Below are 17301 nucleotides of genomic sequence, written 5' to 3' on the forward strand. Positions count from 1 at the left end.
ATGACTCATCGGCATCTCAATTCTCATTTAAACGTACCTGCAGCGAATGAATACTGAAGCCACGCACGACCAAAATGAAGCACTTACTACCGGCGCTCGCTTGCGTAATGCCCGCGAACAACTTGGACTTAGCCAGCAAGCCGTTGCCGAACGACTTTGTCTGAAGGTTTCCACGGTACGCGATATTGAAGAGGATAAGGCGCCAGCCGACCTTGCATCAACATTCCTGCGCGGGTATATCCGGTCTTATGCACGACTGGTGCATATTCCGGAAGAAGAACTGCTGCCGGGGCTGGAAAAACAGGCTCCGTTACGGGCCGCAAAAGTTGCGCCCATGCAGAGTTTCTCTCTCGGCAAGCGACGTAAAAAACGCGATGGCTGGCTGATGACCTTCACCTGGCTGGTGTTATTCGTGGTGATTGGACTGAGCGGTGCCTGGTGGTGGCAAGATCACAAAGCCCAGCAGGAAGAGATCACGACTATGGCCGATCAGACCACAGCGGAACTGAACGGTAATAGCGGCCAGGCGCAGAGCGTGCCGTTAGATACCTCCTCAAATGCTAGTCAGAGTGACTCCACCACGACGTCAGCACCTGCGGATACTACCACTGCAAACACGCAAACGTCAGACGTGACCACCCCAGCACCTGCCGTTGAACCACAGCAGAACGCAGTTGTTCCGCCTTCGCAGGCGAATGTGGATACCGCTGCTACGACCGCGCCAACTGCAACGACGCCAGATGCTGCTGCACCATTGCCAACCGATCAGGCTGGTGTAACAACACCAGCGGCTGACCCGAATGCGCTGGTCATGAACTTTACTGCCGATTGCTGGCTGGAAGTCACCGATTCTACCGGCAAAAAACTGTTCAGCGGGATGCAGCGTAAAGGCGGTAACTTGAATTTAGCCGGTCAGGCGCCGTACAAACTGAAAATTGGTGCGCCAGCCGCAGTACAGATCCAGTATCAAGGGAAACCTGTCGATCTGAGTCGTTTTATCAGAACTAACCAGGTTGCGCGTCTGACCCTAAATGCCGAACAATCACCGGCGCAGTAACAGACGGGTAACGCGGGAGATTTTGCATGCATAACCAGGCTCCAATTCAACGTAGAAAATCAACACGTATTTACGTTGGGAATGTGCCGATTGGCGATGGAGCTCCCATCGCCGTACAGTCCATGACTAATACGCGCACGACAGACGTCGAAGCGACGGTCAATCAAATCAAGGCACTGGAACGTGTTGGTGCCGATATCGTCCGTGTTTCAGTACCGACGATGGACGCGGCAGAAGCGTTCAAACTCATCAAACAGCAGGTTAACGTACCGCTGGTGGCCGACATCCACTTTGACTATCGCATTGCGCTGAAAGTGGCGGAATACGGTGTCGATTGCCTGCGCATTAACCCAGGCAATATCGGTAATGAAGAGCGTATTCGCATGGTGGTTGACTGTGCGCGCGATAAAAACATTCCGATCCGTATTGGCGTTAACGCGGGATCGCTGGAAAAAGATCTGCAAGAAAAGTATGGCGAACCGACGCCGCAGGCGTTGCTTGAGTCTGCCATGCGCCATGTTGATCATCTTGATCGTCTGAATTTCGATCAGTTTAAAGTCAGTGTCAAAGCGTCAGACGTTTTCCTGGCAGTAGAATCGTATCGTCTGCTGGCAAAACAGATCGATCAGCCACTGCATCTTGGGATCACCGAAGCCGGCGGCGCACGCAGTGGGGCGGTGAAATCTGCCATCGGTTTAGGTCTGTTGCTGTCTGAAGGTATTGGTGACACGCTGCGCGTTTCGCTGGCTGCCGATCCGGTTGAAGAGATCAAAGTCGGTTTCGATATCCTTAAATCGCTGCGAATCCGTTCGCGCGGGATCAACTTCATCGCCTGCCCGACCTGTTCTCGTCAGGAGTTTGACGTCATTGGTACGGTTAACGCACTTGAGCAGCGTCTGGAAGATATCATTACCCCGATGGACGTTTCGATCATTGGTTGCGTGGTGAATGGCCCTGGCGAGGCACTGGTTTCTACACTCGGCGTCACGGGCGGCAACAAGAAAAGCGGCCTTTATGAAGATGGCGTGCGCAAAGACCGTCTGGACAACAATGACATGATCGATCAGCTGGAGGCGCGCATTCGTGCAAAAGCCAGTCAGCTGGACGAAGCGCGTCGAATTGACGTTCAGCAGGTTGAAAAATAATAACGTGATGGGAAGCGCCTCGCTTCCCGTGTATGATTGAACCCGCATAGCTCCCGAAACATTGACGGAAGCGTTGAGGGTTCATTTTTATATTCAGAAAGAGAATAAACGTGGCAAAAAACATTCAAGCCATTCGCGGCATGAACGATTACCTGCCTGGCGAAACGGCCATTTGGCAGCGCATTGAAGGCACACTGAAAAACGTGCTCGGCAGCTACGGTTACAGTGAAATCCGCTTGCCGATTGTAGAGCAGACCCCGCTATTCAAACGTGCGATTGGTGAAGTCACCGACGTGGTTGAAAAAGAGATGTACACCTTTGAGGATCGCAATGGCGACAGCCTGACTTTGCGCCCTGAAGGGACGGCGGGCTGTGTACGCGCCGGCATCGAGCATGGTCTTCTGTACAATCAGGAACAGCGTCTGTGGTATATCGGGCCGATGTTCCGCCATGAGCGTCCGCAAAAAGGCCGTTATCGTCAATTCCATCAGCTAGGTTGTGAAGTCTTCGGTCTGCAAGGTCCGGATATTGACGCCGAACTGATCATGCTTACTGCTCGCTGGTGGCGTGCGCTGGGTATCTCTGAACACGTTACCCTCGAACTGAACTCTATCGGTTCACTGGAAGCGCGAGCGAACTACCGCGACGCTTTAGTGGCATTCCTCGAACAGCATAAAGAAAAGCTGGACGAAGACTGCAAACGCCGCATGTACACCAACCCGCTGCGCGTGCTGGATTCCAAAAATCCGGAAGTGCAGGCGTTACTCAATGACGCTCCGGCGTTAGGCGATTATCTTGACGAGGAGTCTCGCGAGCATTTTGCTGGTCTGTGCAAACTGCTGGAGAGCGCAGGTATTGCCTACACCGTCAACCAGCGTTTGGTGCGTGGTCTGGATTACTACAATCGTACCGTTTTCGAATGGGTGACTAACAGCCTCGGTTCCCAGGGAACCGTGTGCGCAGGCGGTCGTTATGACGGTCTGGTGGAACAGCTGGGTGGCCGTGCAACACCGGCAGTAGGTTTTGCGATGGGCCTCGAACGTCTTGTGTTGTTAGTTCAGGCAGTTAATCCGGAATTTAAAGCCGATCCCGTTGTCGATATATACCTGGTGGCTTCAGGCACCGATACACAATCTGCGGCGCTGGCATTAGCTGAGTGTCTGCGTGATGAATTACCGGGTGTGAAATTGATGACCAACCACGGCGGCGGCAACTTTAAGAAACAGTTTGCCCGTGCTGATAAATGGGGCGCACGCGTTGCTGTGGTGCTGGGTGAGTCCGAAGTGGCCAACGGCACGGCAGTAGTGAAGGATTTGCGCTCTGGTGAGCAAACGGCAGTTGCGCAGGATAGCGTAGCCGCGCATTTGCGCACGTTACTGGGTTAAGGAAGGAGAAGGACAGCGTGGAAATTTACGAGAACGAAAACGACCAGGTTGAAGCGGTTAAACGCTTTTTTGCTGAAAATGGCAAAGCACTGGCTGTTGGGGTGATTTTGGGCGTTGGCGCACTGATTGGCTGGCGCTACTGGAACAGCCATCAGGTTGATTCCGCACGCTCCACTTCTCTTGCCTATCACAATGCGGTTACCGCAGTTAGCGAAGGCAAACCAGACAGCATTCCGGCGGCGGAAAAATTCGCTGCTGAAAATAAAAATACTTATGGCGCGCTGGCTTCTTTGGAACTTGCGCAGCAATTTGTTGACAAAAATGAACTAGAGAAAGCTGCCGCCCAATTGCAACAGGGGTTGGCGGACACGAGCGATGAAAATCTCAAAGCCGTGATAAATCTGCGTCTTGCCCGAGTTCAGGTGCAGCTCAAGCAGGCTGATGCCGCGCTGAAAACCCTTGAAACCATTAAAGGTGAAGGGTGGGCTGCTATTGTTGCCGACCTGCGTGGTGAAGCATTGCTGAGCAAAGGTGATAAGCAAGGTGCGCGTAGTGCATGGGAAGCAGGCGTGAAAAGCGATGCTACCCCGGCACTGAGCGAAATGATGCAGATGAAAATTAATAATTTGTCCATCTGAGAGGGACCCGATGCAATTGCGTAAATTACTGCTGCCAGGACTGCTTTCCGTTACTCTTTTAAGCGGCTGTTCGCTGTTTAACAGCGAAGAAGATGTGGTAAAGATGTCCCCATTGCCGACCGTTGAAAACCAGTTTACGCCGACACGGCGTGGAGCACCTCTGTTGGTAGCGGCATTGGCAACTTCTATTCTAATCTTCATCCGGCACTGGCGGACAACGTTGTCTATGCAGCGGATCGCGCTGGTTTAGTAAAAGCGATGAATGCGGATGACGGCAAAGAAATCTGGTCTGTCAGTCTGGCCGAGAAAGATGGCTGGTTGTCTAAAGAGCCGGCATTGCTTTCTGGCGGCGTGACCGTAGCAGGTGGTCATGTTTACATTGGCAGCGAAAAGGCGCAGGTTTACGCGCTGAATACCAGTGATGGTACTGTAGCATGGCAAACTAAAGTCGCGGGTGAAGCACTTTCTCGCCCGGTGGTTAGCGATGGTCTGGTACTTATCCACACCAGTAATGGTCAGTTGCAAGCGCTGAACGAAGCAGACGGTGCTGTTAAATGGACAGTTAACCTTGATATGCCTTCGCTCTCTTTGCGTGGCGAATCTGCGCCAGCCACAGCGTTTGGCGCAGCAGTCGTTGGTGGTGATAATGGCCGCGTCAGTGCAGTACTGATGCAACAGGGCCAGATGATTTGGCAACAGCGCATCTCCCAGGCGACCGGCTCTACTGAAATCGACCGTCTGAGCGATGTTGACACAACTCCAGTAATCATTAACGGCGTTGTTTTTGCACTGGCCTATAATGGTAACCTGACGGCGCTTGATCTGCGCAGCGGTCAGATTATGTGGAAACGCGAACTGGGTTCGGTGAATGATTTCATCGTCGACGGTAACCGCATCTATCTGGTCGATCAAAATGACCGGGTGATGGCGTTGACCATTGATGGCGGCGTTACGCTGTGGACGCAAAGCGATCTGTTGCATCGCCTGCTGACTTCTCCGGTGCTGTATAATGGCAACCTGGTGGTGGGTGACAGTGAAGGCTATCTGCACTGGATTAACGTCGAAGATGGTCGTTTCGTTGCCCAGCAAAAAGTTGATAGCTCCGGTTTCCAGACCGAACCGGTTGCCGCTGATGGCAAACTGCTGATCCAGGCAAAAGACGGGACTGTGTACTCCATTACACGTTAATCGTCTCTGTCGTTCACTTTGAAAACGGCTCCTGGACAGGGGCCGTTTTCCTGTTTTTAACAACGACGCAAAAAAAGCGATCGTTGTCTGATGATTTATAAAAATGAGGCTTTAAACATGGTACCTGTGGTCGCGCTTGTCGGGCGCCCTAACGTAGGAAAATCCACGTTATTTAACCGTCTAACTCGCACCCGAGATGCGCTGGTTGCGGATTTCCCGGGTCTGACTCGTGACCGTAAGTACGGTCGTGCAGAAATTGAAGGCCGCGAGTTTATCTGTATTGATACCGGCGGTATTGACGGTACGGAAGACGGTGTTGAAACCCGCATGGCGGAACAGTCGCTGCTGGCGATTGAAGAAGCAGACGTTGTACTGTTTATGGTTGATGCGCGTGCTGGCCTGATGCCGGCAGATGAAGCTATTGCCAAGCACCTGCGCTCCCGAGAAAAACCTACTTTCCTGGTGGCAAACAAAACTGATGGTTTAGATCCAGACCAGGCAGTTGTTGATTTCTATTCGCTCGGTTTAGGCGAAATCTACCCAATTGCCGCGTCTCATGGTCGTGGCGTATTAAGCCTGCTGGAGCACGTCCTTCTGCCGTGGATGGAAGATCTCGCGCCGCAAGAAGAAGTGGACGAAGACGCAGAATACTGGGCGCAATTTGAAGCGCAAGAGAACGGCGAAGAGGAAGAGGAAGACGACTTCGATCCTCAAAGTCTGCCGATCAAACTGGCGATTGTGGGGCGTCCGAACGTCGGTAAGTCTACGCTCACTAACCGTATTCTCGGTGAAGAACGCGTTGTGGTTTACGACATGCCAGGCACAACGCGTGACAGTATTTACATTCCAATGGAACGTGACGGACGTGAGTATGTACTCATTGACACCGCAGGCGTACGTAAACGCGGCAAAATCACCGATGCGGTAGAGAAGTTCTCAGTAATCAAAACGTTGCAGGCAATTGAAGATGCCAACGTGGTGATGCTGGTCATTGATGCACGCGAAGGTATTTCCGATCAGGATCTCTCCCTGCTGGGCTTTATTCTCAATAGTGGGCGCTCACTTGTGATTGTGGTGAACAAGTGGGATGGCCTGAGCCAGGAAGTGAAAGAGCAGGTGAAAGAGACGCTGGACTTCCGTCTGGGCTTTATCGATTTTGCTCGCGTGCACTTTATTTCTGCATTGCACGGCAGTGGTGTTGGTAACCTCTTTGAATCAGTGCGTGAAGCGTATGACAGCTCTACCCGTCGCGTGGGTACGTCTATGCTGACACGAATCATGACCATGGCTGTTGAAGATCACCAGCCGCCGCTGGTTCGCGGGCGTCGCGTGAAGCTGAAATATGCCCACGCTGGTGGTTATAACCCGCCGATTGTGGTGATTCACGGTAACCAGGTGAAAGACCTGCCGGATTCCTACAAGCGTTATCTGATGAACTATTTCCGCAAGTCTCTGGACGTAATGGGGACGCCGATTCGTATTCAGTTCAAAGAAGGGGAAAACCCATATGCGAACAAGCGTAACACCCTGACGCCGACCCAGATGCGCAAGCGTAAGCGCCTGATGAAGCATATCAAGAAAAGTAAGTAATTACTTATCTGGTTTCCCTTTCCATATGGAAAGGGAAACCCATGAAAATATGAGGATCATTTATGGAACTCAGCTGCCCAATCTGCCAAAATCCTCTCGAACGCCAAGGCGAGACGGCTCACTGCGTAACTTGCGACAAAGATTTCACCGTCCAGGCACTTTGCCCTGACTGCCACCAACCGTTACAGGTGTTAAAAGCGTGTGGTGCGGTGGATTATTTCTGCCAGCATGGTCACGGTTTAATTTCTAAAACCCGTATTGAATTTGTCATTTCTTAATATCACTGGAATATATGATTTCGCATCATATATTCCTAATATAAATATTATAATCTCATCTCTATTAGATTAACGACTAATTAAAAATGAGCAAAGTCTCATTGTTATACTTTAAGACTATGTTTAGCACTTCTGGTGTGCAGTTGCTGCGTTATCTGGAATACAATATTAGACATTATTTTAGAATTAAATTCCCACAGGGAAAAACATGTTGCAATGGATCCGCTATATAACACTAATATTTATCTCCGGTGCTGCTTATGCAGCACCGGAGATAAATATTAAGCAAAGCGAATCTTCATTACCTGATCTGGCAAGCGAAGCTGCTCAACAAGAAGAACAAAGTAACAAAGGCAAATCCGTCAAGGAACGTGGTGCCAATTACGTTACCGAGTCCGCCCAGCAGGGCTTCGAGAACCTGACTCCAGAAGCGCTTGAATCCCAGGCGAGAAGCTATCTGCAAGGGCAAATCACATCATCCGCACAGTCTTATATCGAAGGTGCGCTTTCTCCTTATGGTAAAGTTCGCACTAACCTTTCCATCGGTCAGGATGGCGATCTGGACGGCAGTTCAATCGACTATTTTGTCCCCTGGTATGATAATCAGAGTACGGTATATTTCAGTCAGTTTTCTGCGCAACGAAAAGAAGAGCGCACGATAGGTAATATAGGTTTAGGCGTAAGACATAATTTTGATAAATGGCTTCTGGGGGGAAATATATTTTATGATTATGATTTCACCCGCGGACATCGCCGTTTAGGCTTAGGAACAGAAGCCTGGACGGATTATTTAAAATTTTCTGGTAACTATTATCATCCGCTTTCAGACTGGAAAGATTCAAAAGATTTTGATTTCTATTTAGAACGACCCGCACGTGGTTGGGATATCCGGGCGGAAGCCTGGTTACCTTCTTATCCGCAGCTGGGGGGCAAAATTGTTTTCGAGCAATATTATGGTGATGAAGTGGCGCTCTTCGGCACCGATAATTTAGAAAAAGATCCCTATGCAGTGACGCTCGGCGTGAGCTATCAACCCGTTCCGTTACTGACGGTCGGGACGGACTATAAAGCTGGTACCGGAGATAACAGTGATCTTAGTGTTAACGCCACGATTAACTATCAGTTCGGTGTTCCGCTAAAAGATCAACTGAATAGCGATAACGTCAAAGTCGCTCATTCGCTGATGGGCAGCCGCCATGACTTCGTCGAACGTAATAACTTTATCGTGCTGGAATACAAAGAAAAAGACCCACTTGATGTCACCTTGTGGCTTAAAGCAGACGCCACCAATGAGCACCCGGAATGCGTGATTAAAGACACGCCAGAGGAAGCGGTTGGCCTGGAAAAATGTAAATGGACCATCAACGCGCTGATCAACCACCATTACAAAATTGTCGCCGCCTCGTGGCAGGCGAAAAATAACGCTTCCCGCACGCTGGTCATGCCTGTTGTTAAAGCGAATACCATCACTGAAGGTAACAACAACCACTGGGATCTGGTGCTGCCCGCCTGGCAGTACAGCTCCGATCCTGCCGACCAGGAAAAACTCAATACTTGGCGCGTGCGTCTGGCGCTGGAAGATGAAAAGGGCAACCGGCAAAACTCCGGTGTGGTGGAAATCACCGTGCAGCAGGATCGTAAAATTGAGCTGATCGTCAACAACATCGCAGATGTGCCGGATGAGAACAATCACAGCCACGAAGCCAGCGCCCAGGCAGACGGCGTCGATGGCGTGGTGATGGATCTCGACGTCACCGATAGCTTTGGGGATGACACTGACCGCAACGGCAATGCTCTGTCAGTAGATAACCTTTCGCCGCAGCTTTACGATGCGCAGGATAAAAAAGTTACGCTCACCAATAAACCCTGTTCAACCGAGAATCCCTGCGTCTTTATCGCTAAGCAGGATAAAGAAAAAGGCACCGTTACGCTCTCCAGTACGCTACCCGGTACTTTCCGCTGGAAAGCGAGAGCCGCGCCGTATGACGACAGTAACTATGTAGATGTGACTTTCCTCGGCGCGGGGGGCAATGATGTTAATGCCTTTATCTACCGTGTATCTGCGACTAACCCTGTCAATCTTATCGGCAATGAGAAAGAGCATTTGCCTGTTGATAATGCCTATCGCTTTGTCTTGTGGCGCGATGTCAACAACGATGGCGTTTTCCAGCAGTCGGAAAAACTGACGGAAGAGGAAATGGCGCAATACGACTACCAGTGGGAGTTTACCGGGCACAGCGTCAATGGCTATACCGGTGCGCAATCGAATACCAGTAATGAAGATATTGTCATCCCTGCGACAAACGAAGAGGCCGTACAGAAATTTGGTGCCCAAAAAGAAGATGGCGTGCAGGGGTATGGATTACGTGTGGTTTACAGCAAGCATTAGATCGGCGTGCTGGATATTAATCAAGGAGAGAATTGAATGAACAATCATTTAACGCGGCCGATGACGAAAGTCGCGCTGGCGCTGGCTTTAGCGGGATACTGTGCAGTGCCTGCCGCGATGGCTGAAGGGCAGGGTAATCTCAGGGCGGGTCAGTGGCAGTCAGAATCACAAAGTACCGGCACCATTCAGGGGACCGTGCCGTGGATCACTCGTAGCGCATCAGAAACGAGCGATGCTGATAAATCACATGTCGTTATTGCTATTGATCGTGGCAGCCGCACGGTCACAACGGACGGTGATAAGCAGTTTCATGTGGGTGACACACTGACAGCCAGCTGGGCGATTGGTGATACCCAAGGGGACCTTGATGACAATAACACAGCGACTAAAGCAACCCTCCAGTGGATGAGTTATAGCGACCAGTCAGGCACGGATCCTAAAGAGATTGGTACCGTAGGGAGCGATACATATACCATCGCGGCTGCGGATGCTGATCGATACATAGGCTTGAAGATCACGCCAACCACGACAACCGGTGATCCGAACGTTGCGGACCAGGTTGTGATGCTTGACCTCTCCACCAATGCAGGTGGTGGTTCTGACAGCGATGATATTCCTGAAGGTCCGGTGTTCGATGATGCAGTCCATGTCGTAATTCACGAAAAAGACATCAATACGAATCTATTGGGTAAAACGACGAAACTCAAAACGAATACCACCTATCAAGTCATGTTGTGGAAAGATAAAAACAACAACAGTACTTATGATGCAGGCGAAGAGGTTACCAGCCAGTACAACTATCGCTGGCGCTTTACCGGAACCAGCCTCCAGTTGGGCACAGCCGGTGGTCTTGTTAATCCGACTTATAACAACAGCGACCTGGTTATCCCTGTTACCAATGCCGAAGCGAAAACCGCGTTCGATTTTGCCGGAAGTGGCGTTGTCCTCGGCAACGATGGTGTCCAGGGCTACGGCTTATCTATCGACTACCAGAGAAAATAATCGTTTCCAGCACCATTCCCGTAAGGGAATGGTGTTTTTCCGCGCACTTTGCTTAGCCAGCGTTAAGCAAAGTGGGTTGAGGTGAAAACGAAACTTTAAACGGGCAGGTTTCAATCATGGGTGGGACTTTGAAACTGATAAAAGCGATAACGGCGGTTTTAATGCTATCTCTGATTGCGCCTGCAGTGGCGGCCTTAAAAGGCGGGCAGTGGCAACAATCAGATGCTTCAACCGATGCTATTAACGGTACTCCTCCCATAGCAGACAGCGCCAGCGTGCCCGTTTATCAGGGCAGCGTCCAGCTTGATCCCGCCAAAGAGCATGATGTCGCCAGTGCTGCGACCCCGAGTAGCTTCAGCGTTGACGCCAGCGCGACCAGTATGATGTTAATTAACCCGAGCGACACCGAAGGCGACATGTTCAATAACCCGCCATTGCTGCGCTGGCAAAACCAGACGTTGCCTGCCGTCTCGCTGGTCTGGGCAGAGGCTGCCACACCTGATGTGCCACTTAATCCACAACCTCGCCCCGATCGCTCCTTCTGCGCACAAAACCTTGCGGGACATAAGCTGGTGGCGATCCCGCAGTTTGACCCTAAAGAAACGCTCCCGACGCTGAATCTCTTTACCTTTACCGGCGTGCCGAATCAGGGCGCGGTATTGCTCAATGAAAAGCAGGTTACGCTCAATATTGCCCCAGCCCAGGGCGATTTAGTGACGGTGAACGCCAGCGGTTTTGATGATTCGCTAAAGGCAGCAAAAACCACCGTCGGCAGTTCAATAACCTTAACAGTCACCACTAAAAACTGTGAGGGTAACCTGGCAGGAAAGATTCCCTTTGTTATTAAACGGAAAGACGCCTTAAACCGACAGGGGGCGACAAATAATAACGATCCGGTCATCCTGGACAGCACGGAACTTACCACTACGTCGACGGAGTATCGCGGTACGACGGATGTCAACGGTACTGCGACCATCACCGTAACTCAGCCTGCGGGGCCGGGGGTGAAAACGCCGCTGGTGGTCAGCCTGCCGGGAATTACTCAAACCAGCGAAACGGCAGTTATTTTTACCGTATTCACCAGCCCTGACGTACCGCAGGCCAATATGTGGGGGCATATGGCGGATACGCTGAAAGCCCAGCAATACACCTTCAGTCGCCCGAAACTGGCAGCGGAAGTGAGTAATGAGGATGGCACAGTTGGTGACCATAACGAAACCTGGTCAACCTTCAGCTGGAGTGGGGCCGATAACCATTGCGAGATTCTGCCGGGAATGCGCCAGTTTGGCGCGATGGCAACGGTGGTTCCGACTTCAATCCAGGAGGTTGCCGGCTGGCCAATGCAGGGGGATTATTACTGGTCGTCGCTGGCGGGGATAACCGGGCAGCACCATGCGGCAGATGTCTCTAATCGCAGCGAGTCGCAAATGTCAGACAGTGCCCGGTTTCTGGTCAGTTGTGTCGATAAAGAAGCGCCTGATGTGGAGCCGAAAATTGTCCTGACGCCTGCAAATTTTGACGATACGGCGCAGGCGATGAAAGCACATGTTGGCGAGAACGCAGTCATGCGTCTGACCATCACTGACAGTAAAAATAACGATCAGCCGTTAGCCTATTACTATTTTTCCCTGCATCTGGATGATGGTATTAACCGTAAGAATCAATCTGATCCTGCCTGGGAAGCGCATCCGGTACAAATAGCTGGTGGTGCAAATTTGCGACAGGTCGATGTGCATAATTATGAAGGCATTACAGATGCCAATGGCCAGGCCACACTGACGCTAAGCCAGCCCGATGGTGTTGGCGTAAAAACGCATCTTACGGCGGCTATGCGCAGTAATTACAGCGCAACGGATGCCAAAGATGTCATCTTCACTGTTGTCACCAGCCCGGACAGTGAGTATGCCCGCATGTGGGGACATATGAGTAAAGGTATTATCGAAGCTGGTAATCTCTACAAACGTCCGCGGTTAGCGGATGAAACGACCCATGAAATCGGTTCGGTGCGTGAAAATAACGAAGACTGGGCGCTATTTGACCAGAAAACCAGCATGCAAGCGGAATGTGGCGTGGGACATATTCCGTCGCAAATCTCGCTGGAGAGTTTATATGCAGGCCACCAGGGTAACACTATCGGCACGGAGTTCGGATGGCCAACGGTAAACTACGATTATCTCTCTGCGGCACAGTTGCCCGATACACACACATCTGTTGATCTGGCGACGGGGAACGTCGACACCTATTCGGGTTTTAAACCAAATTATCTTACCTGTTCGGCGAACGAACTGGTGGCACACGTGGTAGTGAATACTGACAGAGATATTTCGCCGGATTCGCAGCTTGCTAAAGCGAAAGTGGGGGAGAAAATCACCATGACGGTACATACCGTCAATGGGGTTAATAATAATGCCCCTGTTCCTTATGCCGCTTTTACGATTACCAAAGATATTAGTCTGAACCGTGAAGAGCTATCAACCGGCTATACCGATCCTACCTCTGGGGCAATTACGCTGAACGGTATGCAATATGGCACTGCGCAGTCTTCAATGATTTACTCCGGTATTACAGACGCACGGGGCGTGGCGACGGTCATTATTGAGCAGCCACAGGGGGTAGGCTTAAAAACCAAACTCATCGTTACCCCCACCAATTCTGCACTGCCAAACACGGTAAACTACTATGTGATTTTTACTGTACCTACCAGCCCCGATGTAACGGGGGCGAAAATGTGGGGACATATGGATGACACGATAAAAGTTGACTCTATGACTTTTACTCGCCCGAAATTAATCTCGGAAGTGAGCGGCGGGCAGAGATCGCAGGCTGAAAATAACGAAGAGTGGGTGCGCGTGGCGCAGACGGATATCGAAAACACCGCTGCCGGAGGTTGTGAAATAAATAAAGTTCCGCGTAGGACGCAACTGGCTGCGCTGTATGCAGCCAACAGCAACAACGCGATTCAGACCGTTCACGGATGGCCAACTCAGGATGAAGAGTACTGGAGCAGCACGCCCGCTGATAAAGTGCCGCATCTCTACGCCAACTGGTTGAATGACGGCAGGGTGGTGAATAACAACGAGTTGCCCATTTATCTGAGCTGCCTGACCACGGCGAACCCTTCAGCCAGCAGTATTACTCTGGAGGCAGTAGATCAGGCGCAATGGACCAGCGCTCTGAGTGCCGCGAAACTGAAAAAAGGCGAAACGCTACAGGTGAGGGTGACGATAAAAGATTCGGCAGGCAACCCGATGCCGGATATGCCGTTTACCCTCGGGCGCGGCGATGGCTATACCCGTTCCGGCGAGCGCCATACGGCAGGCAGTGGCGATGGTATCGTTTCTTCCGTGGTTGTCGATGGCGGTCAGCCTGATGAAGTGACGCTAAACGATACCACTACCGTTTATACCGGTATGACTGGCAGCGACGGCAGCAAAATTCTCAATATTACTCGCCCGGATACTCACGGTACCAAAACGACGCTCACCGCCGCGCTCTACTCCGAACCGACCAAAAAAGCGACGCTAGATACCATCTTCACCGTGGTCACCAGCCCGGATAGCGCAAAAGCCAAAATGTGGGGGCATATGCCAGAAACGCTGGAGGCTGGAGGGTTAACCTTTAAACGCCCACTGTTGTTCGCTGAGTTAACTGGTAGCCCTGCGGCAAAACGCAAATCGCCTGAAGAAGATAATGAATTCTGGGCCATGTTTACCGAAGCTCAGGCAGGAAATACCAAAAATAATGGCTGCGGCGTTGACTATATTCCTTCTCATTCCGCACTGGTTGCGCTCTCCGGCAGTTGGCATGGACATGAAGTTGATGGCTGGCCAGTGCTGAAAAATTATGATTCCAGCACACCGGATGAGAAGAGCAACAGCGATCGTAAATATAAAAGCGTGAAACTGAATGACGGCACCAGTAGTAGCCTGGCGTCAGCCGATATGGGGTATCTGACCTGTCAGACGACGGCCAATTCAGTGGCGAGCGCCATCGAATTGAGTTCAGCCCAGACGGCGAAATATGATGGTTTTGAAGCAGTAAAAGTCAGAACCAACTACACAAAGACTGGCGATCTGATCACCATGACGGTGACAACGCGCGATGCCCAGGGGAATCCTAAAGGTGATGTGCCGATTACCCTGAATCATGCTATCACGGAGCCTCGTATTTCTAATTCGACTAATAAAAGCAAAATCACCAATCAGGGATCACTGATTTATATACACGATAGCTACAATAATCCCAGTATCTATCTCGACAACGGTGAGAAGTACTACAGCATGACCGACGGCGAGGGTACGCTCACTCTGACTTTCTGGCAGCAGTATCAAGGCCAGGGGACGCGTATCCCACTAACAGCAGAAATCGATGACGGTCGGGGAATCACATCAAACACCCTGAGTGCTATTTTCACTACCGTGACCAGCCCGGATACGCCAGACGCGAACTTCTGGGGACATATGCCGGAAACCTTAACCGCGAAAAATGGGAAGGTCTTTCATCGACCGTTGTTAAGAGCTGAAGCCGGTTCTTCGGTTTCCTTACTCATCAATAACGAGAGTTGGCAGCGGCTCACTATTAACAATGCGCTGAGTGGCGCACAGGGCGGATGTAAAGATAAGCTTCCTACTATCAACGATTTGCAATCATTATATGAAGCATATCCCTCAGGAGCGATAGAGTCAGAACAGGGCTGGCCGCTGGATAAATCCGCGCCTTCGAAACCGTTTTTCTGGTCGCGGACGGTCTCTTCGAGTGCAAGCTCGACCAGTCCTTCCTATAAGTTTATCGATCTCAGGGCCGGGCTCGTTGGGCTGATAAGTTACACCTCTTCTGAGACGTATTCTCAGACCTGTCTGAACGAAGCTGAATCGGTGGGTAATATTACCCTGTCCGTCGCCCCGGAAAATTGGGACAGCGCGCAGTCTGCCGGAAAGGCGCATAAGGGGATGCCGATTTCTCTGACAATCAAGGTTACGCTCGCCGATGGATCGCCTGCGCCATATGAGTCGGTGGGCATTATGCGCGGCGTCAGTAAAAACCGCCAGGGGGCGGATGCCACCAGTAGCGCTAACACCGATGATTTAGTATTTGATACCTTCGCCCCGGCGCAGTCTATGCAGAATGCCACCATGAACGGGCAGAGCAATGACAGTTATTTGTTTATTCAGACTGATGCACAGGGGCAGGCAACGCTGAATCTCCACCAGGACAACTCGAACGGGTTGAAAACGCCGATAAGCGCCACGGCAATGGGTAGCAGTGCGAGGCCAACCGCCTCGGTTGACGTGATTTTCAGCGTCGTCACCAGCCCGGATACTCCGAAGGCAAACATGTGGGGCCATATGCCGGAAACGGTGAGCGGCGCAGACGGTACAGAGTTTGAGCGGCCAAAACTGTTGGCTGAATTAGGCGCAACCACTGGCGGAGGTATGAATGTCAGTGCGGTGAAATATAATAATGAAGACTGGCCTGCGCTCTATTCGATAGGACAAAGAAGTAACCCCGATGTTGACCCGTGTGAAGATGCGCGCCATCCGTCGCTGGATGAACTTGAATCGTTATACGATCGCTATCCGAATGGCAGCATCGTGGACGCGATTGGCTGGCCGGTGAAACAGGGTGGCTATGCGTGGTGGACCAACGCCACCTGTCCTCCGAAGCCCGGTACGAATGCTTGCGAGTCAATTGATCTGTATACGGAGCAATTGCCTACGAATAAATCTCGCGCCTTCCAGGCGTGCCTGGTGCATCCGCACGTTTCCGTATCGAACGTGACGCTCACATCGACGGCGTTTGATGCCGCTTATCAGGCGGCGGTCGTGAAAAAAGGCGAGGCGATGCCGTTGACCGTGACGGTCAAAGACGGCGCCGGGAAACCGGTGCCGAACGTGGCCTTTACCCTGAAACGCGGCGATGCTTCGCCGCGTAATACGGGGGCGACGTTGTATGGTAATGTGGCAGCAATGGATGATATTACCATTCAGTCATCATCAGGAGCGGCTACCCTGTTAGCTGCCAGTGGGGACAAGATCAGTGGCGTGACGGGGCAGACGGCACGGCAAGCTTTACGGTTCGCCAGGATAATACGCCAGGTTATAAAACACCACTAACGGTAACACTGGATGAGTACCCAACATTGACAGCAACGATGGACACTATTTTCACCGTATTAACCAGTCCCAATGTTTCTTCTGCGCACTTCTGGGGACACATGGCAGACACGGTAGTGGTGAAAGGTAAAACATTACATCGACCTCTGTTGAAAACAGAATTACCTTCTGATGCGGTTGCTGTGGTGGCACCAAATGCAGTCAACGAAACCTGGGCATTGGGACACAGAGTTGATTCAGGCAAATGGGATATAGCAAAACAGTGTGGAAGTATGAGCAATGCGCCAACGTACAGTGAGTTAGAAACGCTACACACAAGTTTTAGCTCGTTGGGGTGGCCTTCAATTACGCCAAGCTATCCCTATTTATCTTCCGAGCAATGCGGGATGTTTGAAGACACTGGGGGGCAGGATTGTAGTGTAGTTCTGCAAAATAAAGCAGGTTTAATCACCTGCTTTCAGTGATGACACGGTTGTATCTGGTGCTGACTTGGTGATATTGCCAGATGCGATGTTG

The 17301-nt window shown here is 51.3% G+C and carries 8 protein-coding genes and 2 pseudogenes; all 10 read left to right on the plus strand.

Annotation, left to right across the window (positions count from 1 at the left end; all coding sequences use genetic code 11):
• Window positions 1-46: 46 nt before the first annotated feature.
• The 10 genes and pseudogenes from rodZ (at window position 47) to AACU94_RS03650 (ending at window position 17249) form a co-directional block, all read left to right on the plus strand.
• Complete coding sequence (gene rodZ, locus AACU94_RS03605) at window positions 47-1057, plus strand: cytoskeleton protein RodZ (RefSeq protein ID WP_135488948.1); 1011 nt, start codon at window positions 47-49, stop codon at window positions 1055-1057.
• A 26-nt stretch (window positions 1058-1083) separates the two neighbouring features.
• Window positions 1084-2202 (plus strand): flavodoxin-dependent (E)-4-hydroxy-3-methylbut-2-enyl-diphosphate synthase, encoded by a 1119-nt coding sequence (gene ispG / locus AACU94_RS03610; protein ID WP_000551807.1) that lies wholly within the window; start codon window positions 1084-1086, stop codon window positions 2200-2202.
• A 110-nt stretch (window positions 2203-2312) separates the two neighbouring features.
• Complete coding sequence (hisS, locus tag AACU94_RS03615) at window positions 2313-3587, plus strand: histidine--tRNA ligase (protein ID WP_130214613.1); 1275 nt, start codon at window positions 2313-2315, stop codon at window positions 3585-3587.
• Window positions 3588-3604: 17 nt separating this feature from the next.
• Window positions 3605-4225, plus strand: coding sequence for an ancillary SecYEG translocon subunit YfgM (yfgM, locus tag AACU94_RS03620; RefSeq protein ID WP_130214611.1), 621 nt, complete (start codon window positions 3605-3607; stop codon window positions 4223-4225).
• 10 nt (window positions 4226-4235) lie between these two features.
• Window positions 4236-5413 (plus strand): annotated as a pseudogene (gene bamB / locus AACU94_RS03625) (outer membrane protein assembly factor BamB).
• A gap of 117 nt (window positions 5414-5530) precedes the next feature.
• On the plus strand, window positions 5531-7003 hold the full coding sequence (der, locus tag AACU94_RS03630) for a ribosome biogenesis GTPase Der (protein WP_032281443.1): 1473 nt from the start codon (window positions 5531-5533) through the stop codon (window positions 7001-7003).
• 62 nt (window positions 7004-7065) lie between these two features.
• The gene (locus AACU94_RS03635; RefSeq protein ID WP_130258879.1) at window positions 7066-7281 is read left to right on the plus strand and encodes a zinc ribbon domain-containing protein; all 216 of its coding nucleotides are present in this window, start codon (window positions 7066-7068) and stop codon (window positions 7279-7281) included.
• Window positions 7282-7489: 208 nt separating this feature from the next.
• Window positions 7490-9670, plus strand: a complete 2181-nt coding sequence (gene sinH, locus AACU94_RS03640) for an intimin-like inverse autotransporter SinH (protein WP_135488949.1) — start codon at window positions 7490-7492, stop codon at window positions 9668-9670.
• A 36-nt stretch (window positions 9671-9706) separates the two neighbouring features.
• Window positions 9707-10672, plus strand: a complete 966-nt coding sequence (locus AACU94_RS03645; protein ID WP_135488950.1) for a SinI family autotransporter-associated protein — start codon at window positions 9707-9709, stop codon at window positions 10670-10672.
• Window positions 10673-10788: 116 nt separating this feature from the next.
• Window positions 10789-17249, plus strand: a pseudogene (locus AACU94_RS03650) (adhesion domain-containing protein).
• Window positions 17250-17301 lie beyond the last annotated feature (52 nt).

Origin of the sequence: Escherichia sp. E4702, assembly GCF_963883545.1 — a bacterium.
Taxonomy (GTDB): Bacteria; Pseudomonadota; Gammaproteobacteria; order Enterobacterales; family Enterobacteriaceae; genus Escherichia.